The organism is Sessilibacter sp. MAH1, assembly GCF_054658315.1.
Map to the genome: position 1 here is coordinate 253,485 of NZ_BAAGIC010000001.1, position 23,097 is coordinate 276,581.

Genomic DNA, 23,097 nt, shown 5'->3' on the forward strand with positions numbered 1-23,097 from the left:
TACTCAATGTGCTCTAAAGCCGGTCAATAACTGACGTGAGCGTATACTTAGATCGACATACCAAAAACAGGTGTGCTCGTTTTGCGCTGTTTATTGTGCTTGGAGTGCGTTTGACTTGGACATATTGATTTTAAAAGCGCTGTGTTTGGTGTTAATCATTGAAGGCCTATTACCTTTTGCATCTCCCAAACGCTGGCGCGCTATGATGGTGATTATGGCGCAGGTTCCCGATCGGCAACTGCGTTTATTAGGGTTGGCAAGCATGCTGTTCGGTGTTGCTGTCCTCTATTTGTTGTCACATTGATTGGTTGTTTTTGGTTCTTTCGACAGTGTGTACACGGAATTTGTTATGAATTACGAAGATCGTTGGCTTTTACCCGAAGGTGTGGATGAAATTCTGCCCGAATCGGCCAACAATATAGAATTATCTCGTCGCAAGCTTATCGACCTTTACCGAAATTGGGGATACGAGTTGGTCATCCCACCGATGATCGAATACACCGATTCGTTGTTGATTGGCTTGGGCAAAGACATTGATCTGTTGACCTTCCGTTTAACTGATCAGCTCAGCGGCCGCATGTTGGGTGTTCGAGCCGATATTACGCCACAAATTGCACGCATGGATGCACACAGCTTTAAACGGGAGGGCGTGAGCCGCCTGTGTTACAGCGGTCATGTGTTGCACACCAAACCCAAGACCGCATTAGCAACACGTTCACCTATTCAGGTGGGTGTTGAGCTTTTTGGATCGTCGACACTGGGTTCAGACATTGAAGTTGTGAGTTTACTGCTCGAATCTCTGCAACTGCTTCAAATGCCAGAGCTGAATATCGATTTAGGTCATGTGGCAATTTATCGAGCCATCGTTAAGGCTTGTGGTATTTCTGAGCTCGATGAAGCGCACTTTTTTGAGTTGTTGCAAAAGAAAGCTGTTACCGAAATTAACTCCTGGGTGACAGCCAATATTGAAGATCCGCAGCATCAACAGTGGTTGATGGCGCTGCCCAATTTGGCCGGTGGTGAAGAAGTTTTTGCAAAAGCTCGCCGACTTTTTGGCGGTCAATTTGTAGAAATTGAGGCTGCATTGGCGGAGCTTGAGCAAATTGCGAAAGTTGTTAAACAGCGCTTTTCGTTAGTCAATCTTTACTTTGATCTGAGCGAAGTTCGAGGCTATCACTATCACACAGGTATTGTTTTTGCGGCCTTTGCTAAAGGTTTTGGTGATGCCATTGCTCGCGGTGGTCGCTACGACGACATTGGAAAAGTGTTTGGACGTGCGCGTCCGGCCATTGGTTTTACTATCGATCTAACGACGGTATACCAAATGATGCAGCTCACCGATTGTAGCGATATTGCAGTTTGGGCGCCTTATTCAGAAGACCCACAGCAGTGGCAATTTGTACAAAGGCTGCGAGCTGAAGGTCGTAAAGTTGTTACTGCTTTAGATGAAAATGATCGTCCAGATAGTTCGTGTCAGGATTCGATCGTTTTCGAAAACAATCAATACCAAGTCAAAACGACTCGGTAAAACTCGTTATTTTCACTTTTTTATAGAGTACAAAGGCAAGCCATGGGAAAAAATGTAGTTATTCTAGGAACCCAGTGGGGCGACGAAGGTAAGGGTAAAATCGTAGATTTACTTACCGAACAAGTCGCTTTGGTTGCACGATTTCAAGGTGGTCACAATGCTGGCCATACCCTCGTAATCGACGGTAAAACCACCGTTTTGCACTTAATCCCTTCGGGTATCTTGCGTGAAGGCGTTAAGTGTTTGATTGGTAACGGTGTTGTTTTATCTCCTGAGGCGCTACTGAAAGAAATTTCTGAGCTAGAAGCGAAAGGTGTTCCTGTACGCGAGCGTCTATTGCTGTCTCCGGCTTGTCCGTTAATTCTTCCATTTCACGCCGCACTTGACCAAGCTCGCGAAATCGCTCGTGGCGCCGACAAAATTGGCACTACCGGCCGTGGTATTGGCCCTGCCTACGAAGATAAAGTTGCTCGTCGAGGTCTACGTCTTGGCGATCTTCTGGATATGGAAACCTTTGCCGATAAATTAAAAACCGTTCTGGAATACCACAACTTCACGCTTGAGAATTATTTCAAGGTTGAGCCAATCTCCTTTGAAGATACGCTCATGAAAGCCAAAGATTGGGCTGAGCAGTTGAAACCAATGGTGGCTGATGTTACCGATATGCTGCACGTTGCGCGTGAAAATAACGAAAACATCTTGTTTGAAGGTGCTCAAGGCTCATTACTCGACATCGACCATGGTACCTATCCGTTCGTAACCTCTTCAAATACCACCGCCGGCGGTACTGCAACAGGTTCTGGATTTGGTCCCCGTTACCTCGACTATATTCTAGGTATCACCAAAGCCTACACCACTCGTGTAGGTTCGGGCCCGTTCCCAACGGAGCTGAGCTGTGAAATTGGCGAGCATCTTGGCACCAAAGGCCATGAATTTGGTGCTACTACCGGTCGTAAACGTCGCACCGGCTGGTTCGACGCCGTAGCGGTTAAACACGCGATTCGCATCAACTCAATTTCTGGTATTTGCCTCACTAAGCTTGATGTGCTTGATGGCTTAGAAACCGTTAAAATCTGTGTGGGCTACCAAGATGCAAACGGCAAGGAAATTGGTATTCCGTTTGATGCCAAAGGCTGGGAAAACGTAAAACCCGTTTACGAAGAAATGCCCGGTTGGAGCGAAACGACCTTTGGTGCAAAAACTGTCGAAGAACTCCCTCAAGCAGCACTGAACTACATTGCGCGTTTAGAAGAGCTTACCGGCACGACGGTTGATATTATTTCAACTGGGCCGGATCGTGTTGAAACCATTATCAAAAGACATCCTTTTGAATAAATATTGTTCAAAACGATAACAATACGAAAAACCGGCGTAAGCCGGTTTTTTTATGGCCGGTTTATGGCTGTGGGAGTAATTATTAAAAATCTTCACTATGCGTTTAGGCATAGAATTATTTCTAATTTAAATCAGATAAAAATCCACAAAACTTAACGCATAAACAACGTTAATAACCTGTTTTAATCGATTGATTACTTATAATCTAAATATGCCTGAGATTTGTCTATTAATAGAGTTCATTCTAGAAACTTAAATACTAGCAATTTTGATTAATCTAGAGTTTCCAGTAACACAAGGATGTGTCACCAATTTCAAGTGTTGTAAGTGATTGTAATTATGAATAAGTTAATAATCTCTTTATCAGTTACTGTTCTCTGATTAAATCATCAACGAGCCAGTCAGAGGTTTTTATTAAATATTTTTCGAAGCGTTTAGTTACAGCAGTTTTTCGTTGATTTTTTGTTTTGAATATTAAGTACAAAGAATTTTGTATTTTTGAAATATAAAAGTTTCTTTGATTCAGAAATTGTAGAGCTTTAAAGGTGGAAGTTTTGGATAATTCGTTGTTGGAGGCTATTTAAATGGATTTTTTACTAAGAATTTTATCGAATTTCAATAACGTAATTTATATCGGTATTTTTACGGTTTTAGTATTAGTTTTAACGGTGGTTATCAAAAAAGGGTTGTCGAGAAGAACCTATCAAAAAAGACTAGCCTATATAACTACGTACAAATTTCCAAAACGTATCTACGATAAATTACAGCAAAATTATCCGCATTTAACGCAACAGCAGACTTTACTTGCAGAACAAGGTTTGCGTGATTATTTTGAATTGGTTATTGCCGCTCAGCAGAAAAGCTTGGCTATGCCATCACAAGCTGTAGATCATTTATGGCACGAATTTATTTTATTTACCCGCAATTATGAACAATTTTGCAAAAAAGCCTTCGGTCGATTTCTGCATCATACGCCAACAGAAGCGATGACATCACCTAAGGCAGCAACCGCAGGAATTAAAAGAACTTGGCGATTGGCATGCCTGCGTGAAAAGATAAACCCAAAATCACCAAGTCGATTACCTTTTCTTTTTGCCCTAGATTCACGGTTAAAAATTCCCGATGGTTTTTATCATCAATTGAAGTGTTCAACCATCGCCGGTCGAGACAGTAATAGCAATGCAGGCAATAACGGCTATTGCGCTGAAGAGATTAATTGTTCGTCAGATTGTGGCAGTAGTTTTGATAATAATGACACTTTTGGATGCAGCTCCGATTCTTCCAGTAGCCACTCCGGTAGTTCTTGTAGCTCATGTAGTTCATGCAGTTCCGGCGGCGATTAGTCGTCTTGCTGCTTAAAAGTTATTAAGGCGTTTCGGCGAGTACAAGCTTCAATTTAGAATCCTTTAGACGAAATAATTTGAAAAATACCTTTTTAAATTACTGATAATTTTTAAGCTTTGTCATTATAAAAATAACGGATTTAAGCAGGCCTATTAACAGCTGGTGAACATTGTGTTTTGGTGATTATTTCGAGTTCTGTTGTCCTTTTAAAATGAGTGAGTAAGCACTACTGTTCGAATAAATAACTGCCTCACAATCGGTGATTTATTTTCTTAACGTGTGTTAAAAATCTTAGCAGTATTAGCAAAACTTAGGCATAATCGAACACTCTACTGAGTTGGTGTTACTTTCAAAAACTCATGTGTACAAATTAATTGGTAGCAAATTTCCCAGGGATGGCGACGAACAATATCACCACAGGAGCTATGTATGTCAATTGATGTGGGTGAGCGATTGCGTGACGTACGCAAAGCAAAAGGTATCTCTCAGCGCGAGTTAGCCAAGCGCGTTGGTGTGACCAATAGTACAATCTCCTTAATTGAGCAAAATCGTGTCAGCCCTTCTGTAGCTTCCTTAAAAAAAGTTCTTGATGGCATTCCGATGACTCTATCGGAATTTTTTACCCTAGACGTAGCTCCTATAGAGCGCTCTCATTTTTATTCGATTGATGATCAGCCCGATATCGGTCAGAATTTTCTCAATTATTATTTAATTGGGGCCAATTTTAACAATCGCAAAATGACTATGCTGCGCGAGGTGTTTGGTCCCGGTGCCGATACCGGTATAGAAATGGTTGCTCATTCTGGAGAAGAGTGCGGAGTTATTATTGCCGGCGAAGTAGAAATCACAATTGGTGAGAAGGTGCGAATTTTAAAGGCCGGTGAAGGTTATTACTTTGAAACTAAAATTCCACATCGTTTTCGCAATTTGACTGAAGAACCTGCCATTATCATTTCAGCAAGTACCCCAACAACCTTTTAGAAAGCGATATTGATGCTAATCAGGTGTTGATTCGCTCATTATTTGAGTGAAATTGCTTGCCAATTCTCGTGAGATTTCTTCGTCAATTAATCTCAAATTCTATTCAGGGTTTGCTTTTTTGTTGCACAGCCAAGTGCTAAAGTGGTTCACATTAATCTGATAACCTTGGGTCGCACTTGTTGACCGTTGATCAAATTGAGCGTCATCCTTTGCTATCGATAGAAGCGCTCTAAACAGTACGGGTAAATCACATGTCTGAAATTAAAAATAAAGCATTTTGGCAAGAAAAAGCTCAAAGAACTGAGTTTCCTAATCAAATCATTATTAATGGCGAATTTAAATCCAGCGTTACTGGCGAAACCTTTCCCTGTGTCAGTCCCATTGATGGTCGAGTGCTAACCAATATTCCCGCCTGTAATCAAGCCGACGTAGAGCTTGCGGTAACCGCTGCTCGTAATGCCTTTGAATCGGGTTGTTGGTCGGAATTACCACCGGGCGTGCGTAAATCAAAATTATTGAAATTTGCCGATCTCATACAAAAACACGGCGACGAGTTAGCGTTACTTGAGACCCTTGATATGGGTAAACCCATTGGCGATTCTTTAGCGGTGGATATTCCTGCAACGGTGCGTTGTATTCGCTGGAATGCTGAAGCCGTCGATAAGATCTACGATGAAGTAGCTCCCACTAGCCCGAAAGAATTGGGTTTGGTAACTCGCGATCCCTTAGGTGTCGTTGCGGCTATTGTGCCGTGGAATTTTCCACTCATTATGGCGGCTTGGAAAATTGGCCCAGCTCTGGCCACAGGCAACAGCGTAATCTTAAAACCTTCAGAAAAATCACCTCTTACCGCGTTAAAACTGGGTGAGCTTGCCTTAGAGGCAGGTATTCCTGCTGGCGTATTTAATGTAATTACCGGCTTTGGCAAAGACGCGGGTGAACCTTTAGCAACGCATATGGATATCGATGGCTTGGTCTTTACCGGATCAACCGCGGTTGGTAAGCATCTGCTTGCACTGGGTGCACAAAGCAATATGAAACGTACCTTTGTTGAGTGCGGCGGCAAGAGCCCGAACATCGTTTTTCCGGATGCGCCCGATTTAGATACCGCAGCAAAAGCCAGTGCTGTGGGCATATTTTTTAATCAAGGTGAAGTTTGTACTGCCGGTTCTCGATTATTGGTGCATAACTCCATTAAAAAAGAGTTTGTTGAAAAAGTGATTAATGCTGCTAAAACCATGCAACCCGGCGACCCGCTCGATCCGGAGACAAGCCTTGGCGCCATGGTTGATAAGGCGCAAATGCAACGAGTTTTGAGTTACATCGAAACGGGTAAATCCGGTGGCGCGACACTTTCTTGTGGTGGTGTGCAAGCGCTTGAAAAAACCGGCGGTTTTTATATTGAACCCACCGTGTTTGATAACGTGGATAACAAAATGACCATCGCCCAAGAAGAAATCTTTGGGCCGGTATTGTCGGTAATTGGTTTTGATACCGAAGAAGAAGCCATCGCCATCGCTAACGATACCGACTACGGACTTGCCGCAGCATTATGGACAACCGACTTGGCGCGCGCGCATCGAGTATCTCGTAAATTACGAGCGGGTTCGGTATGGGTAAACTATTACGATGCCGGTGACATGACGGCACCTTTTGGTGGCTTTAAACAATCCGGTAACGGCCGAGATAAATCATTGCACGCATTAGAAAAATATACCGAGCTAAAAGCCACTTGGATGAATTTGGATTATTAATTGTCGCGAACATAAATAGTTTTTTGATTTTGTAAGTTTTAATAAATCGGGCTCTTCAAATAAAAAAAACCAAGCAATATTGCTTGGTTTTTTTATACTGAGCAGAAAAATAAGTCGAATAAATTATGGCTTTATAATCTTTCGCAAATAATAAAAATTAAGCCTTTGGCTGTTGTTGTGTAATACAGTGAATATTACCACCGCCACGAACGAGAGTTCGACAATCGACTTGCACCACTTGGCGATCGGTAAAGCAATTTTGCAAAACATCGAAGGCTGCTTGGTCTGCTTCGGGTTCACCGTAAGAGGGCATAATGACGCCGCCATTTGCAATATAGAAGTTAATGTAGGATTTTCCAAGGCGAGCGTTATCTTCTAGCTCACAACTGGGTTGTTGAATACTAACGACTTCTAACGGTCTTCCTTTAGCGTCGGTTTCATTACGCAATTGCTCGATATGAGATTTTAAACGCGAGTAATTACTGTCTGTGGGATCTTCGCTGTCGAGTACCACTATTTTTTGTGGTGCCACAAAACATGCGAATTGATCGACATGGCCATCGGTGTGATCGTCTGTTAATCCGTAATCAAACCAAATAATTTTTTCACAGCCGGTCGCTGCTTTTAATTTTTCTTCAACGTCTTGTTGCGACAAGTTTGGATTACGATTTTTATTCAGCTGCACATTTTTGGTAACCATTAATGTGCCTTCGCCGTCGGTATGAATGGCACCGCCTTCGTTGACAAGATCACTCGAAATAATGTGCAACGATAAATGTCGCAAAACATTTTGAGCGATAAATTGATCTTGTTGAAAGGGAAATTTGCCCCAGCCGTTAAACGTCCAATCAATACCTTGTAGTTCTTTGTTGTTAAAAACAAAGGTTGGGCCTGTGTCGCGCATCCAGGAGTCATTGATATCCATGGGAAGAATTTCAACGTTGTGTGACAGTAATCGACGCGCTTCTTTTACTTGGCTTGGATGAACCAGCATGGTTACCGATTCAAAATGTGAGATAGTATTGGCGATATTTGCGTAAGTATATTTTGCGTCTGTGAAGTGCTCTTGCCATAACTCTTTAAAGCATGGCCAAGCCATCCAGCAGCGTTCGTGTGTGTACCATTCGGGCGGGAACCAAATATTGTTTGTTTGAGTCATGATTTTAGTCATTTTAAGGCAACATATCTTTCATTCTAAACCAAGCCATCGCTAGTACTAGAGCTGGTGTTCTAAACATTCTTCCACCCGGAAACGACATATGTGGAATTTTGCCAAAAACGTCAAATTTATCGGCGGTGCCGGTGATTGCATCGGCCATTAACTTTCCGGCAAGCCCTGTCGCTGCAATTCCGTGACCCGAAAAGCCTTGAGCAAAATAGATGTTTTTTGTAACGCGACCAAAATGGGGTGCGCGGTTCATGGTAATGGCAACGTAACCGCCCCAAGCAAAATCGATTTTTACGTCATTTAACTGTGGGAATACATCGATCATTCTTTTACGCATGGTGTTTTTTAAATTGGCAGGTTCCAATGTTGAATAGGAAACTCTACCGCCAAAAAGCATGCGAAAATCACTGGAACACCGGTAATAATCTAAAACGAAATTAATGTCGCAAATTCCGTAGTTATTGGTAATTAATTCTCGACACTTTTCTTCGCCCAAGGGTTCACTGGCACAGATGTAAGTGCCCACAGGCATGACCTTATTGCGAAGACCAACGCCTAATTCGGGTAAATAGGCATTGCCAGCGAGTACAACAAAACTTGCTGTAATATCGCCTTTGGGTGTTTTAACGACAGCGGGATTGCCTTTTTTTAATTGGGTTACCGGAGAATATTCAAAAATTTCTACGCCCGCTTCTTGGGCCGCTTTGGCTAGGCCGAGCGTGTAATTTAAGGGATGCAAGTGCGCACTGTTGCTGTCGTACAGACCGGCAATGTATTTTTCACTATTAACTTCTTCGCGAGTTTTTTGTTTATCCCAAAACTCAAGTGTTTGGTAGCCGTAGTCTTTTTCTAAGGATTCTTGCCAATGACGCAAATCTTTTTCTTGTCTGGGTTTTAACGCTAGATTGGCTTGTCCTGCAACATAATCACAGTCGATTTTGTGCTTTTCGATTCTTGATCGAGTAAGGTTTAAGCCATCTAGTCCACAATCCCAAATGATTTTTGCGTTATTTTTGCCGACTAAATTTTCAATGGTTGGTTGTTCGGCGGCAAAGCCAAAAATCATTTGACCGCCACTGCGACCTGATGCGCCAAAGCCAACGTGCTCGCTTTCAAGTATGCAAACGCGTAAACCTTGTTCGGCAAGATTAAGTGCTGTAGTAAGACCTGTGATGCCTGCGCCTATAACGCAGACATCAACGGTTTTATTTTCAGTTAATTGCGGAAATTGTGTTTTCCAGTTAGCGCTGTGTTGGTACCAAGAATTATTTGTTTCGTTCATAACTTATACGGTTTGGAGGTACCACTCACATTCCAAGGGTGATACGTGTCGGTTAAAGCGGTTAATTTCCGCGTGTTTTAAAGCGGTAAATACTTGATGAAATGTTTCACCGAAATACTCACTGACCCATTGACTCTGCTCAAATATCGCTAAAGCTGCTTGCCAGTGATTTGGGTTGGTTGCTTTTGTTTGTTTATAGGCATTACCGCTAATGGCTTCTGTGCAATCTTTTTCGTCCATTAAACCTTTATGTAATCCCGCTAAAACTGCGGCGACTACTAAATAGGGGTTGGCGTCGGCCCCAGCTATTCGGTGTTCAACGCGTTTATTTTGATCATCACTAACCGGTACGCGCAAAGCCACGGTGCGGTTGTTATAACCCCAACTATTATTCAGCGCAACATAGGAATTGGGTTGAAATCGTCGGAAGGAGTTGGCGTGAGGTGAGAATAAAAGCATGGCTTCTGCCATAGTGTTTTGTAAACCTGCAATCGCCCAGCGGAGATGCCGCTCGTCTTGGGCAAAAATATTTTCACCCTTGCGATTGTATAAACTGGTGTGCACGTGGGTGCCGCTGCCGGAAAACTGCCCGTAGGGTTTTGCCATAAAGGTTGCAGTGTATCCACATTGTCGAGCGACATTTTTTATTGCTCGTTTCAAGTAAATCGCGTCGTCGCAGGCTTTTAATGGGTCATCGCTGTGACTTAGATTGATCTCAAATTGTCCCGGTGAACATTCTGAAATGGCAGCTTCGGCCAAAATATTCTGCTCTTCACAGGTTTTTTGAATGGCATCAATAAATTCACCATAAGCATCAAGATCATCCATGTAATAAACTTGACTGCTTTTTTCTACCGCGCCAGTAATTGGGTTAACCGGAGCTTGAGGTTCGGTTGCGCAATCGGGGGACAGTAGGTAAAACTCAAGTTCTACCGCTACAGTAGGTAGAATGTTTTGTGCTGAGAGTTTGGCGAGTAAGCGTTTTAAAACTTCTCTCGGGTTTACCGCAAAAGAGCGTCCGTCATCGTCAATCATGTCTAACAAGACTTGTGCACGTTTTGGTGCCCAAGGTACCGGAACTAAAGTTTCTAATATTGCTGGGCAGTTGTAATCGGCATCACCAATTTCAAAACCGAGGTGCGTTTCTTCGCAGGGTTCACCGCAAATGTCGGCGGCGAATAACGATGCCGGAAAAAGTACCCCCTGAGAAAATACCTTTTTTGCGTAGACTACCGGTAAACGTTTGCCGCGAATAACGCCGTTGCAATCGGGTATAAGTAGGTCTAAATATTCATAATTATTAATTAATTCATCGATTTTAAGGATTGAGTCAGACATTTGGTGCGATTCTTTTTTGTGCTTGAATTCATTAGAAATTGATAATTTTAGTTACTTGAATATAGAGAAATAACGAGCAAATTCTGTCGAATACAGAGCTGGTTTAATTCTAAAAATGTCATTTGTTAGAGCGTAATGACATTTAGTGATACGTTTAGTGCACATAGGAAGTGCGCAACGTTTTGTTTTGAACCGAGTTTGCGTCAGTTCGTTAGAAAGTTGGTGTCTAATTTTAAAACAGAGACCGATTATATAGCGTTTTAGTAAAGGAAATTGCGAGTATTGGTCAAGGTTGTACGATTTGGTACAAACCTGGCTATGTGTTGATAATATTAAACACAATAAAATAGACCTGTAAACATTTAACCGCTAAGGAATTTTTCAATCAACGAAATAGTCATAAAAAATATGATGTTAATTCTCTTAAGTTCACATTTTTTGACTTGTTGAGAATTCCTTCAGGCGCTAAATGCATTTTCCTTGTGTTAATGTGTTGAATATTTTAAACGGTCTGGTTATTGTTGTTCGCGAGGTTGTTATGAGTTTTGTTATTGGTTTACCAGCATGCAGAAAACTTCTGGAGCCACACTATTTTCATTGCGTTGGGGAAAAGTATCTCAATGCGGTCACGCAAGCCCTTGGGGCTATGCCTGTTATTATTCCAGCTATCAATAATGTAAGTGTTGAGGAATATTTATCATTAGTTGACGGTATTGTTCTAACAGGAAGTTATTCGAACGTAGAGCCAAAGCACTACAGTGATGAACAGCCTTTTGACTCGAGTCTTGTTGATCAGGCTCGTGATCAATTAACGTTGTCTCTAATTAAAAGTGCTTACGATCGTGGTGTTCCTATCTTTGGTATCTGTCGCGGTTTTCAAGAAATAAATGTCGCGCTGGGTGGTTCGCTTTATCAACAAGTTCACCACACTCCGGGTTTTAACGATCATCGAGAAGACAAAACCTTAACATTGGCTGAGCAATATGCTTTCAGTCATAAAATTTCTCTTCAAGATGGTGGCGTTTTATCAGATATTTGGCATGAGCCAATGGTCGATGTGAATTCTTTGCATGGGCAGGGCGTTAAAGAGTTGTCAAATTTATTGCGAGTCGAAGCTCGTGCAGAAGATGGTTTAATTGAAGCGTTCAGTGCGCCAGGCAAGCCTGTGTTGGGTGTGCAGTGGCATCCAGAATGGTTAGTAACCGAAACGCCTTTTTATCGAGCTATTTTTTCTTGGTTTCGCTCACAATGTTTAGAATATCGAAAAACTAAACTCGGTTAATGATTTAAATTTTTTTAATTGTTGATAAAAGTATTTGATTGTTAATGTTTTTAGATGTGACTCTTTCGTTATGAAAAACTGAGTAATAAAAAAATAGCAATTTAAAAATTTATCGTAAGTAACGTATTTTTGATGTTGTTCGAGTAATTAGAACGATTTTTACCATTGAATTGGTCTTTATATTTTTTGATTGAAAACGACTGTTTTAGCTTTCAATATAAATATAAGTGAACTTATTGTTTCAAATTTTTAACCGGCTTATGACGGTAATAATTGGTTAGTACATGATAAATAGCGAAGCAGAATTAAAACTTTGGCTGCAAGAGAATAGAATTACAGAAATTGAAGCTCTGGTTCCGGATATGACCGGAAACGCACGGGGCAAAATTTTACCGGCCAGCAAATATTTAAATAGCGAAGGCACACGTTTGCCTGAAGCCATATTTATTCAGACGGTCACCGGCGATTGGCCCGACGATGACGCTATCGAAGGTCTTGTCCATCCGGCAGATATTGATCTTTATCTGCGTCCCGATCCGGCGACCACTCGTATGGTGCCCTGGGTTGATGAACCAACGGCACAAATCATTCACGACTGCTTTGATGCTAAGGGCAATCCGCATCCTTTAGCGCCGCGAAATGTATTAAAACGTGTTTTAGCACTGTATGAGGCAGAAGGCTTACAGCCCATTGTTGCTCCAGAGCTAGAGTTCTATTTGGTGCAAAAAAATACCGACGCTGATTTTCCACTACAGCCGCCGATTGGTCGCTCGGGACGTCCCGAGCGTGCGCGCCAATCTTATTCGATCGACGCGGTGAATGAATTCGATCCGCTGTTTGAAGAGATGTACGATTTTTGTGACGCTATGGAATTAGACGTAGATACACTAATTCATGAGTCTGGCGCCGCACAAATGGAGGTGAACTTTGAACACGGTGATCCGTTGTCCAGAGCCGACCAAGTATTTCTTTTTAAGCGCACCATTCGTGAAGTCGCTCTTCGTCATGATGTTTATGCAACATTTCTTGCTAAGCCTATGCAGAATGAGCCAGGTAGCTCAATGCATATTCATCAGTCGTTGATAGATGTTAAAACCAAAGCAAACGTGTTTAGCGCCGGTAGTGAAGGGCAGCTCAGCGAGCTGTTTATGAATTATCTGGGCGGTTTGCAGCAGCATACGCCCGATGCCATGTTGTTTTACGCTCCAAACGTAAACTCATATCGTCGAATCTTATTCGGCGATGCTGCGCCGAATAATACCCATTGGGGTTTTGATAATCGCACCGCGGGTTTGCGCGTACCTATTTCTACGCCAGAATCCACACGGGTTGAAGCACGCTTTGCCGGTGCAGACGTTAACCCTTATCTGGCTATCGCAGCCAGTTTAGCCAGCGGTTATTTAGGCATAAAACATAAATTAGCATCGGCAGATCCCATTCAGGGCGATGCGTACGAATTACCTTCTTCGAATGTTCCGAAATCACTGGAGCATTCTCTCAGTCGATTACAGGAGCCCAATCCTTTAACCGATATTCTAGGGCGCGATTTTGTCCGCGCTTATTCAGCGATTAAACATAAAGAGTACGAAACTTTTTTCCAAGTAATCAGTTCTTGGGAGCGAGAGTATTTGCTACTCAACGTATAGGTAACCCAGAATGACAACCACAGCCGAACTCCAAGCGCTAGATGCGCAACACCATTTGCATCCATTTACCGATCATGGTGATCTTGCCAAAAAAGGGACGCGCGTTATCGATCGTGCTGAAGGCGTATTTTTGTATGATTCCGAAGGCAATAAAATTCTTGATGGTATGGCAGGTCTTTGGTGCGTAAATGTTGGTTATGGAAGAGAAGAGCTGATTAACGCAGCCACTCAACAAATGCGCCAGCTGCCTTATTACAACAGCTTTTTTCAATGCACGACGCCGCCGACCATCGAATTAGCAAGACAGTTAAGTGAGCTTGCGCCCGCGCACATTAATCACGTATTTTTCACAGGTTCTGGATCTGAATCCAACGATACAATTTTCCGTTTAGTTCGCCATTTTTGGGCATGTAAAGGGAAGCCTGAGAAAAAAGTCATAATCGCCAGAAATAATGCGTATCACGGTTCAACTGTTGCCGGTGCGAGTTTAGGCGGAATGAAGCCTATGCACGAGCAAGGTGATCTTCCCGTGCCGGGTATTGAGCGCATCAACCAACCCTATTGGTTTGGCGAAGGCTTTAATGAAGATCCCAACGCATTTGGATTAAGAGTTGCTCAAGAACTGGAAGCAAAAATAAAAGCCATTGGCGAAGATAAGGTCGCAGCTTTTATTGCCGAACCCATCCAAGGCGCTGGCGGTGTTGTTATTCCACCAGAAACTTATTGGCCGGAAATTCAACGTATTTGCGATGCCTATGAAATTCTTTTAGTGGCCGATGAGGTTATCTGTGGTTTTGGTCGAACCGGCGAATGGTTTGGCAGCGATTATTTCGGAATTAAACCCGATTTAATGGCGATTGCAAAAGGTCTCTCCAGCGGTTATTTGCCCATCGGTGGTGTTTTAGTTGCCGATCACATTGCAGAAACATTAAAAAGTAGCGGCGAAGAGTTTTACCACGGTTTTACCTATTCCGGTCACCCAACTGCGGCGGCGGTTGCGAGTGCAAACTTAAAAATATTAAAAGATGAAGGCATTGTTGAGCGCGTTAAAAATGAACTAGCGCCTTATTTTGCCGACAAACTGAAACAGCTAGCCGATCACGAACTTGTCGGTGAGGTAAGAACCCTAGGTTTACTGGGTGCTATTGAGTTAATGAAAGATAAATCAAAGCACGAGTTTTTTGAAAACAAAGGCGCTGTCGGAACCTTGTGCCGCGACATCAGTGTTGGTAATGGTTTAGTCATGCGCGGTGTTGGTTCAACAATGATTTTGAGCCCACCATTGATCATTAAAAAAGAAGAAATCGATTTGTTGGTTGAACGTGTTCGCAAGTCACTCGATGATTTGGCGATACGATTAAAAACCTAGTTTTAAAACTCATACCAAGTTATTAAGTTTTTAATCTAATGGGCGCTCTTTTGAAAAAAGATAAACTTTTTTCAAATTATTACCGGGCGTTGCGTAGACAGAATATATAGAAATCGTAAACTGCAACTCGGACTTTTAAACATTGGTTCTTAATAAGTCTTTTTCCAAGGATGGTTGTTTCCTCTAATGTTGAGGTAGATTGAAATTTCATCTTCGCTCTTAGTCGAAGATCTTTAAACATCCTGAAGGGGGTTATTGAATGAAATCGAAGCAAACAACTTTAGCTGTATTCGCACTAGCAGGGTTGCTCGCCAGCACCAATGCATTGGCAGAGAAAGTCGTAAAAGTTTACAACTGGAGCGATTATATTGGTGCGGATGTTATTGAAAAGTTTGAAGCAGAAACTGGCATCAAAGTGACCTACGATGTGTTCGATTCAAACGAAGTACTTGAAGGCAAGTTGTTAGCAGGCCGCACTGGCTATGACGTAGTTGTGCCTACCATCGATTTTATGTCGCGCCAAATTCAAGCCGGTGTTTTTCTACCATTAGATAAGTCAAAGTTATCCAACTTCAGTGGTCTTGACGCATCATTCATGGAAAATCTCTCTAAACTAGACCCAGGCAATAAGTACGGTATCCCTTATATGTGGGGCACTACTGGAATCGGCTTTAACGAAGCTAAAGTTAAAGAAGTTTTAGGTGAAGACGTACCTTTAGATTCTTGGGATCTGATCTTTAAAAAAGAAAACCTAGAAAAACTGAGCAAATGTGGGGTTGCGTTCTTGGATGCGCCAACAGAGGTTTATGCCGCTGCTTTACACTATTTAGGTAAAGATCCAAACTCGGAAGATATTAAAGATTACCAAGGCAGCGCACCTGCAAAAGAGTTACTCAAATCTTTAGCGCCATCGGTGACCTATTTCCATTCATCTAAATACATTGACGATTTAGCCGGTGGCGAAATTTGCGTTAGCTTAGGTTGGTCTGGTGATATCGCTCAAGCACAGGCCGATGCTGCGGAAGCCGATAACGGTATAGAAATTAGTTACATCATTCCAAAAGAAGGTGCTCTTCTTTGGGTTGATATGTTTGGTATTCCAAAAGACGCCGAAAACGTCGAGGAGGCTCACGCGTTTTTGAACTTCCTAATGAAGCCAGAAATCGCCGCTGAAAACACCAACGAAATTTGGTATCCAAATCCAGTAACCGCATCATTAGAATTTGTTGACGAAGAAATTAAGTCTGACGAATCTATTTATCCACCTGCTGATGTGAAGGCTAAGTTGTATACCGCAACCGTTAAGCCCGCCAAAATCGATCGCGTATTAAATCGTGCTTGGACCGAAATTAAAACCGGTCAATAACCCTTCCCTTTGAAAGTCGCTCCTGCATTTGCAGGAGCATTCTGCGAATTTGTCTGAGTGTATGCTGTGAATACCGCTGAAAATCACAATGTTGGAAAAACCGTCTCCGCAAATCCTGATCAAATTTTAAATGCTGATGAGGAATACTTAACGATACGTAAAGTTAGCAAACAATTTGGTGATTTTACTGCGGTTAACTCTGTTGATTTAACCATAAAAAAAGGCGAAATCTTTGCCTTGTTAGGTGCTTCTGGCTGTGGAAAGTCAACGCTATTAAGAATGCTGGCTGGTTTTGAAACACCAACCTCGGGCGATATTATTTTGCAAGGTGAGCGAATTAACGATCGCGAACCCTTCGAACGTCCAATCAATATGATGTTTCAGTCGTACGCGTTATTTCCACACATGACGGTTGAGCAAAATTTAGCGTTTGGTTTAAAGCAAGATAAACTCGATAAATCGCAAATTGCCGAAAAAGTAACTAACATGCTTAACCTTGTGCAAATGCAGCATTTGCGCAAACGTAGACCCCATCAATTATCCGGTGGTCAACAACAGCGTGTTGCACTCGCACGTTCGTTAATTAAAAGCCCTAAATTATTGTTGCTCGATGAACCCATGGGTGCATTGGACAAGAAACTGCGCGCACGTATGCAGTTAGAAATTGCCAACATTATTGATAGTTTAGGCGTTACTTGCGTCATGGTGACGCACGATCAAGAAGAAGCCATGACCATGGCCGATCGCATTGCCATTATGGATGCTGGCGAAATTTGCCAAGTTGGCACTCCTAGCGAAATTTATGAACAGCCCAACAGCCAATTTACGGCAGAATTTATTGGTTCTGTAAATATATTAAAAGGCGCCGTTAAAGACGACGAACCTAGCTACGTAACGATTACCAGCGATGATTGCGAGACTGAAATTTACATCGGTCATGGCATTACCTGCTTTGTGGGTCAAGAAGTCGCTGTAGCCTTACGCCCAGAAAAAATTTCCATATCAAAAACTAAACCCGATCAACAATACAACTGCATAAGCGGTGTAGTTAAAGACATTGCTTATTTTGGTTCGCACTCGGTTTATCACGTGCGGACTCCCTCGGGAAAAACCATTTCTGTTACTGAAATGAACGACATTCGATGGGCCGGTGATCGGCTCACATGGGACGACCCAGTGTGGGTTTATTGGGATGACAACGCGAGCGTTGTTTTGACCGAATAATTTTTCTAAAACGATTTGTATTCCGTAGGGCTAACTATCGGTTGATCGTTTTGGCTAATCTGCAATTCCCCAAAAAGAGATATCATGAAAGATTTCCAATGGCGACGTTTTAAAAAATGGTGGTTAATTTTTCCACCCTATGCATGGTTAATATTATTTTTTGCCGTGCCATTTTTAATTATTTTAAAAATATCTTTTTCTGAGGCGGCAATTGCACAGCCTCCTTACACGGCTATTTTTGAATACGCCAACGAAAAACTCGTCATTAATTTAAACTTTGGCAACTATCTTTGGTTGTTCACCGATACTCTGTATCTGAATGCCTATTTAAGCTCTCTAAAAATAGCAGCCATCTCCACCACCTTATGTTTGGCCATTGGTTATCCAATTGCTTACGGCATTGCCAGAATGCAAGGTTCCATTCAAAACCTGTGTTTAATGCTGATTATTTTGCCGTCTTGGACGAGCTTTTTAATTCGTATTTACGCGTGGATGGGAATTTTAAGAAACAACGGCATTATTAATAATGTCTTAATCAGCTTAGGTTTTGTTGATGAACCTATCCGATTATTAAATACCGAATTCGCGGTTTACATTGGTATCGTTTATACCTATTTACCGTTTATGGTTTTGCCACTGTACGCCAACCTAGTAAAACTCGATTCGCGTTTGCTAGAAGCATCAGCGGACCTCGGTGCTGGCCCTATCCGAAGTTTCTTCTCAATTACGTTGCCATTGTCTCGTGGCGGAATTATTGCCGGTTCCATGTTGGTCTTTATTCCGGCGGTCGGTGAGTTCGTTATTCCGGAATTGTTGGGCGGTGCAGAAATTCTGATGATAGGTAAAGTGTTGTGGGGTGAATTCTTCGGCAACCGAGATTGGCCGGTGGCATCTGCTGTGGCAACCATCATGTTGCTATTACTGCTAATACCTATAGCGTTGTTCCATCGATACCAATTTAGAGAATTGGAGGAGAAATCCTGATGGCGAACGTATCAAAGTTTACTAAGATTGTGCTCGGGTTTGGATTTTTCTTCCTTTATGCACCGATGCTGGTTCTGATTATTTATTCCTTTAACAGCTCAGAACGCGTCAACATTTGGGCTGATTTCTCTTTTAAGTGGTACGTCGAACTATTTCGCGACGACGCGATTATGTCTGCGGTTTGGGTCAGTTTAAAACTGGCGTTTTTCTCGGCCTCCGCCGCCGTAATTTTAGGTACATTGGCGGCCTTGGTTTTAGCAAGGGCGGGTAAGTTTACCGGTAAAACGGTATTTGGCAGCCTAGTAACGGCACCGTTGGTTATGCCAGAGGTTATTACCGGTCTGTCATTATTGCTTCTATTTGTGGCTATGGTTAATAGCTTTGGCTGGCCGCAAGAGCGTGGCTTCCTGACTATTTGGATTGCCCATGTCACATTCTGCATGGCTTACGTTACCGTGGTGGTTTCGTCACGCTTGGCTGAAATGGATCGATCCCTAGAAGAAGCCGCAATGGACTTGGGCGCTAATAAGATTAAGACATTTATCTTTATTACCTTGCCGATCATTTTACCGGCCTTGGTATCTGGATGGTTGTTGGCATTTACTCTTTCGTTGGATGACTTGGTAATTGCAAGCTTTGTTTCTGGGCCATCGTCTACCACGTTACCGATGATTGTTTTCTCGTCGGTGCGCTTGGGTTTAAGTCCAAAAATCAATGCTCTTGCTACGATAATGATTCTGACCGTACTAACGGCAGCATTTGCAGCCTACTATATTTCTTCGCGCGAAGAACGTACGCGCCGACAAGGCGAACTGATAAACGAAGACTAAGGTCAATAATACCTATGGTTACAGTAGCAGCCACGCAATTTGCGTGTTCATGGAATCTTGACGAGAACCTTGCAACCGCAGAGAGTCTAGTCCGTTCTGCCGCAGCGCAGGGCGCCAATATTATTTTGCTGCAAGAATTGTTTGCAGCGCCGTATTTTTGTAAAGACCAAGATCCCAAACACTTTGATTTAGCCACACCTTTTACCAACAACAATTTACTCAGTCACTTTAGTGCACTTGCTAAAGAACTGAGCGTGGTGTTGCCGATCAGCTATTTCGAAAAAGACAACCAATGCTATTTTAACTCGCTGGCAGTAATCGATGCCGACGGTGTTGTACTTGATAACTACCGTAAAGCGCATATTCCAGACGGGCCCGGCTACCAAGAAAAATTTTACTTCTCCCCCGGTGATACGCCATTCAAAGTTTGGTCAACAAAATTTGGTCGAATTGGTGTGGCGATTTGTTGGGACCAATGGTTTCCAGAAGCGGCACGTGCCATGGTTTTGCAAGGCGCCGAGATATTGTTTTATCCAACAGCCATTGGCAGCGAGCCGCAAGATCACAGTATTGATTCAAAAGATCATTGGCAGCGAGCCATGCAAGGCCATTCGGCTTCCAACATGGTTCCCGTTGTTGCGTCAAACAGAATTGGTGTTGAGCAAGGCGAGAGTTGCTCAATTACTTTTTATGGTTCTTCTTTTATCAGTGATAACACCGGAGCAATTTTACAAGAAGCCAGTCGCGATCAGCAGGAAATTATACTCTCAACCCTTGACCTAAACGCGTTCGCTCAGCAGCGTCGAGCTTGGGGATTGTTTCGTGACCGTCGACCAGAGCTTTACGGACCTCTAACACAGTTAACGCCACATTGATTTTCAGTCAGATCCTCCGGCTAATGCAGCTCAGGCTTAAACGGAGGATTGCCACTACCACCCTGATTTGTTATTTCCACAAGTGTTTAATTATTTCTTGTTCTCAAAATTAATCACACGTAAATTTCCTTTTATGAGTTTTGAATTCCTCAGTTTTGAATTCGTCTGAATCCCTCGCCGTTGTCCCTTCGATCTTTTTAAATACGTTTTACCTGTAAATATTGTCAGGTAATTTCCACGAATTTTCTTAAATTACTTTTTATTAGAATATTCCCATTAAAAACTCCTAGAGATTTTAAAATTTTCGGGAACATCATTTGGGTTTTACCGCATGAAAATCTTAATGTTTCGTATGTTGTTAATTTTGTAAAATAAAAAATTATTCTTCGCACTTGCTCTTGCAACAGAGTTAAAACCGCTAATCTTCAACGAAAAAATTCTATTATTAAAGAACCCTTTGATTAACTCTGTCGTCAATTAGCTGCTCTATAGAAACAAAAACTCGACATCAAATTTTTTACAATTCCAAGTGCTGGCAGAAATTAAAAACAGCGACACGTTATCGTGGTGTTAAAAACTTTGGGTTAGTCAGAGGTTCCTAAAAATAAGATATTAAAAATAATTATTGTTTAACCCATTGAATGTCAACTTAAGTGCCCAACGATCCAAGTAGGATTATCCCCAATAAAAATACAAAGCAGATCATTAATAGTTGGGAATCTGTTTTATCGGATTATTTTGCTAAAGCGTAAATACGTCGATTTAGTAAAAAAAGAAGGTTAAATAAGTATTAGAAAAACCTGACAAGTCAATCAAACTAGACGTAGATCACAGAACTTGCATTTAAACAATTAATTAACCCGATTGATTTTTGGGCAAATTATCACTAATAAATAAAGCTTCAATTTTTATTTTTAATAAATAGGCAATAAGTTTTTCATATTTTATGATGTTAAGTTGATCAAAGAAAACTCGAATTGTCTTTTTAGATCAAAAATCCGAAAATTTGAAACATTTCTCAACTCTGAAATTGACTGACGCCTAAATCTAAAATGTGGCGCTTTAAACATTAATTTATGATAACTCCTTCGCAATAGCGACAGTTTAATTTCTATACCTCATATATTTTTAGGTATTTTCCTAAATTTGTTATATTGGACGAACTTTGTTCAAGATCGTTTATAATTGCGATCAGCGAAATTAGCCATACACGTATTCTAAGTAATGACATTTATTTACAAAATTGGAAAATAAATTCTCGTTGGTGGAAAGAATATCTGTATAGAATTTATTAATTAAAAAATCATAAAACCGTACTTTTTTTCCGATGTTTTGTTTTTTCTAGCAAATTGACAATATCAAGACTTTTCTGGTCTTATGTCTTCCTGTTTGAAGAATCCATTTCTTTTAGGACAAAATTTGAGAATTCTCAAACCGTTGTCGTCTTCGTATTTTTTGTACCGGAAATAAATTTAACTAATTGGATATGGACATACACGTCTAAAGTATTTTTCAGGGGTACTCCATGGACCGAAAGGATCTCCGTGACCTAGAACTCGCGCTAGGTATACAAACGCCGTGGTTTATAAAAGCGGCCAGATTTAATGAATCTGAACGTTGCTACGATATTGCACTGGATACGGGAGATAAAAAGCTTTTAACTACTTTCTTTTCCAGCAATAAAAAGATTAGTAGCGAAGAAGATTTAGTGACTGGGCGTTGGCGCTACGCTAACGTTGGTAATTGCCCAGTGTACGTTCACGCTAATGTGCCTAAGTTGGCTGCTGCCGAAGGTGGCTTCATTACTCGTGATGTCTTAAATCGAGCAGCTTTTTTAGGCGATCCCACGCGCAACTATTCTAATCTGGTGCGTCAACAAGTTGCTCTTGCCTTGGTAAAAGGTCTTGATACCAGCGTCATTTCTAGTTTTTTAGGAATTAACGAATCAATGGTTCAGTTGATTTCTGAAGATATCAAGAGATCGACCGCGGTAAATCATCAGCTTTTTTACGTTCCTACTGAGGTGGATCGCGTTTGGGAAAATGTGTTGAAAAACCAACTGCCCATTCGAACGCAATTGCTACCGTTAAAGTTTTTACTCAGCCGTTTAACCTTATTGGCTGCTAAATCTAACAGTGGCTCGACGCTATTAAGTTTGGCAGTTGAACTTCGTAAATTCTTTATCGAGAATCACAACCAGCTGCAAAGTGAAATAGAACAATTGTGCGGTGTGAACAGTGATCGATTGCGTACACAGGTTCGACAAAATACCAGCAAACAGCGTTTAATTTTACCGGCGGCAAAAAGCCCAGTTTGGTTAGAGCTACTAAGCGGAACCATAAATCTTAATTCTGGAAGTGTACCGTTAAATCTGTTGATATCGCGTCAACGCAGTGTTTTTGTACAAGGTAAAACCGAGTCTGAAAAGCTTCAATCGATCGATACAATTCGCGAGTACTTCCGCAAAAATTATCGCAGTTTGATTCAGGAGTTGGTGCTACTAAATAAGTGGCTTAACACACCAAGATCAAGCGAGCTATCATTGCCGGAAGCCGAACATCAGGTTTGGCAGAAAATTTTAGAGAATGAAAATTTCATTCCAAGCGAACATATGGCTTATCGGCTATTACTCGCTAAACTACGCGCACAGGTTATGACAAAACCTGATCCGGTAATAAAATTGCAAGCGGCGCGACGTATAAGAGATTTCTTGGGTCAAAATCAGAAAACTATGCGCCAAGAAGTTGGAGTTTTGATGAAGCAGGCAGCTGCGGTATAAGCTGATTTGGAG

The 23,097-nt window shown here is 41.8% G+C and carries 18 protein-coding genes; 15 read left to right on the forward strand and 3 right to left on the reverse strand.

Annotated features, from left to right (window positions below; genetic code table 11):
* The first annotated feature begins 115 nt into the window (after positions 1 to 115).
* The 6 genes from ACYQ28_RS01065 (at position 116) to ACYQ28_RS01090 (ending at position 6,942) form a co-directional block, all read left to right on the forward strand.
* The gene (locus ACYQ28_RS01065) at positions 116 to 304 is read left to right on the forward strand and encodes a DUF2065 domain-containing protein (protein WP_460047447.1); all 189 of its coding nucleotides are present in this window, start codon (positions 116 to 118) and stop codon (positions 302 to 304) included.
* A 45-nt stretch (positions 305 to 349) separates the two neighbouring features.
* Positions 350 to 1,528: an ATP phosphoribosyltransferase regulatory subunit gene (locus ACYQ28_RS01070; RefSeq protein WP_460047449.1), complete on the forward strand. Its 1,179-nt coding sequence runs from the start codon at positions 350 to 352 to the stop codon at positions 1,526 to 1,528.
* A gap of 42 nt (positions 1,529 to 1,570) precedes the next feature.
* Complete coding sequence (locus tag ACYQ28_RS01075) at positions 1,571 to 2,863, forward strand: adenylosuccinate synthase (RefSeq protein ID WP_460047450.1); 1,293 nt, start codon at positions 1,571 to 1,573, stop codon at positions 2,861 to 2,863.
* A 584-nt stretch (positions 2,864 to 3,447) separates the two neighbouring features.
* Entirely contained in the window at positions 3,448 to 4,206 is a 759-nt protein-coding gene (locus ACYQ28_RS01080; protein ID WP_460047451.1) for a glycine-rich domain-containing protein, read from the forward strand.
* Between the two features lie 430 nt (positions 4,207 to 4,636).
* Complete coding sequence (locus ACYQ28_RS01085) at positions 4,637 to 5,188, forward strand: cupin domain-containing protein (protein ID WP_460047452.1); 552 nt, start codon at positions 4,637 to 4,639, stop codon at positions 5,186 to 5,188.
* A gap of 251 nt (positions 5,189 to 5,439) precedes the next feature.
* Positions 5,440 to 6,942, forward strand: a complete 1,503-nt coding sequence (locus ACYQ28_RS01090; RefSeq protein WP_460047453.1) for an aldehyde dehydrogenase — start codon at positions 5,440 to 5,442, stop codon at positions 6,940 to 6,942.
* Positions 6,943 to 7,099: 157 nt separating this feature from the next.
* On the opposite strand, the gene ACYQ28_RS01095 is transcribed toward ACYQ28_RS01090, so the two are convergent.
* From ACYQ28_RS01095 to ACYQ28_RS01105, 3 genes are read right to left on the reverse strand one after another with little or no spacing between them, the layout of a single operon-like run.
* Positions 7,100 to 8,101 carry an agmatine deiminase family protein gene (locus ACYQ28_RS01095; RefSeq protein WP_460047454.1) on the reverse strand — a complete coding sequence of 334 codons (1,002 nt, stop codon included), beginning with the start codon at positions 8,099 to 8,101 and terminating at the stop codon, positions 7,100 to 7,102.
* A gap of 13 nt (positions 8,102 to 8,114) precedes the next feature.
* A complete protein-coding gene (locus tag ACYQ28_RS01100; RefSeq protein WP_460047455.1) occupies positions 8,115 to 9,392 on the reverse strand; it encodes an NAD(P)/FAD-dependent oxidoreductase in 1,278 nt (425 codons plus the stop codon).
* A 3-nt stretch (positions 9,393 to 9,395) separates the two neighbouring features.
* Positions 9,396 to 10,730 carry a glutamine synthetase family protein gene (locus ACYQ28_RS01105; RefSeq protein ID WP_460047457.1) on the reverse strand — a complete coding sequence of 445 codons (1,335 nt, stop codon included), beginning with the start codon at positions 10,728 to 10,730 and terminating at the stop codon, positions 9,396 to 9,398.
* A 469-nt stretch (positions 10,731 to 11,199) separates the two neighbouring features.
* Between ACYQ28_RS01105 and ACYQ28_RS01110 the strand changes: the two genes are divergently transcribed.
* The 9 genes from ACYQ28_RS01110 to ACYQ28_RS01150 all read left to right on the forward strand — a co-directional run bounded on the left by ACYQ28_RS01110 (position 11,200) and on the right by ACYQ28_RS01150 (position 23,085).
* Entirely contained in the window at positions 11,200 to 12,012 is an 813-nt protein-coding gene (locus tag ACYQ28_RS01110; protein ID WP_460047458.1) for a gamma-glutamyl-gamma-aminobutyrate hydrolase family protein, read from the forward strand.
* A 284-nt stretch (positions 12,013 to 12,296) separates the two neighbouring features.
* Positions 12,297 to 13,658 (forward strand): glutamine synthetase family protein, encoded by a 1,362-nt coding sequence (locus ACYQ28_RS01115; protein WP_460047459.1) that lies wholly within the window; start codon positions 12,297 to 12,299, stop codon positions 13,656 to 13,658.
* 10 nt (positions 13,659 to 13,668) lie between these two features.
* Positions 13,669 to 15,027, forward strand: a complete 1,359-nt coding sequence (locus tag ACYQ28_RS01120; RefSeq protein ID WP_460047460.1) for an aspartate aminotransferase family protein — start codon at positions 13,669 to 13,671, stop codon at positions 15,025 to 15,027.
* Positions 15,028 to 15,286: 259 nt separating this feature from the next.
* Positions 15,287 to 16,393 carry an extracellular solute-binding protein gene (locus tag ACYQ28_RS01125; RefSeq protein WP_460047461.1) on the forward strand — a complete coding sequence of 369 codons (1,107 nt, stop codon included), beginning with the start codon at positions 15,287 to 15,289 and terminating at the stop codon, positions 16,391 to 16,393.
* Between the two features lie 66 nt (positions 16,394 to 16,459).
* On the forward strand, positions 16,460 to 17,617 hold the full coding sequence (locus ACYQ28_RS01130) for an ABC transporter ATP-binding protein (RefSeq protein WP_460047462.1): 1,158 nt from the start codon (positions 16,460 to 16,462) through the stop codon (positions 17,615 to 17,617).
* A gap of 84 nt (positions 17,618 to 17,701) precedes the next feature.
* Complete coding sequence (locus tag ACYQ28_RS01135) at positions 17,702 to 18,601, forward strand: ABC transporter permease subunit (RefSeq protein ID WP_460047463.1); 900 nt, start codon at positions 17,702 to 17,704, stop codon at positions 18,599 to 18,601.
* Complete coding sequence (locus tag ACYQ28_RS01140) at positions 18,601 to 19,431, forward strand: ABC transporter permease subunit (protein WP_460047464.1); 831 nt, start codon at positions 18,601 to 18,603, stop codon at positions 19,429 to 19,431. Before ACYQ28_RS01135 ends, ACYQ28_RS01140 begins: the two co-directional genes overlap by 1 nt.
* 14 nt (positions 19,432 to 19,445) lie before the next feature.
* Positions 19,446 to 20,306, forward strand: coding sequence for an N-carbamoylputrescine amidase (gene aguB / locus ACYQ28_RS01145; protein ID WP_460047465.1), 861 nt, complete (start codon positions 19,446 to 19,448; stop codon positions 20,304 to 20,306).
* Positions 20,307 to 21,831: 1,525 nt separating this feature from the next.
* The gene (locus ACYQ28_RS01150) at positions 21,832 to 23,085 is read left to right on the forward strand and encodes a hypothetical protein (RefSeq protein ID WP_460047466.1); all 1,254 of its coding nucleotides are present in this window, start codon (positions 21,832 to 21,834) and stop codon (positions 23,083 to 23,085) included.
* The last annotated feature ends 12 nt before the right edge of the window (positions 23,086 to 23,097 follow it).

Coding starts and splice junctions, on each gene's coding strand:
- ACYQ28_RS01070 (WP_460047449.1), top strand. CDS start 350: ATGAATTACGAAGATCGTTGGCTTTTACCCGAAGGTGTGGATGAAATT.
- ACYQ28_RS01075 (WP_460047450.1), top strand. CDS start 1,571: ATGGGAAAAAATGTAGTTATTCTAGGAACCCAGTGGGGCGACGAAGGT.
- ACYQ28_RS01080 (WP_460047451.1), top strand. CDS start 3,448: ATGGATTTTTTACTAAGAATTTTATCGAATTTCAATAACGTAATTTAT.
- ACYQ28_RS01085 (WP_460047452.1), top strand. CDS start 4,637: ATGTCAATTGATGTGGGTGAGCGATTGCGTGACGTACGCAAAGCAAAA.
- ACYQ28_RS01090 (WP_460047453.1), top strand. CDS start 5,440: ATGTCTGAAATTAAAAATAAAGCATTTTGGCAAGAAAAAGCTCAAAGA.
- ACYQ28_RS01095 (WP_460047454.1), bottom strand. CDS start 8,101: ATGACTCAAACAAACAATATTTGGTTCCCGCCCGAATGGTACACACAC.
- ACYQ28_RS01100 (WP_460047455.1), bottom strand. CDS start 9,392: ATGAACGAAACAAATAATTCTTGGTACCAACACAGCGCTAACTGGAAA.
- ACYQ28_RS01105 (WP_460047457.1), bottom strand. CDS start 10,730: ATGTCTGACTCAATCCTTAAAATCGATGAATTAATTAATAATTATGAA.
- ACYQ28_RS01110 (WP_460047458.1), top strand. CDS start 11,200: ATGCATTTTCCTTGTGTTAATGTGTTGAATATTTTAAACGGTCTGGTT.
- ACYQ28_RS01115 (WP_460047459.1), top strand. CDS start 12,297: ATGATAAATAGCGAAGCAGAATTAAAACTTTGGCTGCAAGAGAATAGA.
- ACYQ28_RS01120 (WP_460047460.1), top strand. CDS start 13,669: ATGACAACCACAGCCGAACTCCAAGCGCTAGATGCGCAACACCATTTG.
- ACYQ28_RS01125 (WP_460047461.1), top strand. CDS start 15,287: ATGAAATCGAAGCAAACAACTTTAGCTGTATTCGCACTAGCAGGGTTG.
- ACYQ28_RS01135 (WP_460047463.1), top strand. CDS start 17,702: ATGAAAGATTTCCAATGGCGACGTTTTAAAAAATGGTGGTTAATTTTT.
- ACYQ28_RS01140 (WP_460047464.1), top strand. CDS start 18,601: ATGGCGAACGTATCAAAGTTTACTAAGATTGTGCTCGGGTTTGGATTT.
- aguB (WP_460047465.1), top strand. CDS start 19,446: ATGGTTACAGTAGCAGCCACGCAATTTGCGTGTTCATGGAATCTTGAC.
- ACYQ28_RS01150 (WP_460047466.1), top strand. CDS start 21,832: ATGGACCGAAAGGATCTCCGTGACCTAGAACTCGCGCTAGGTATACAA.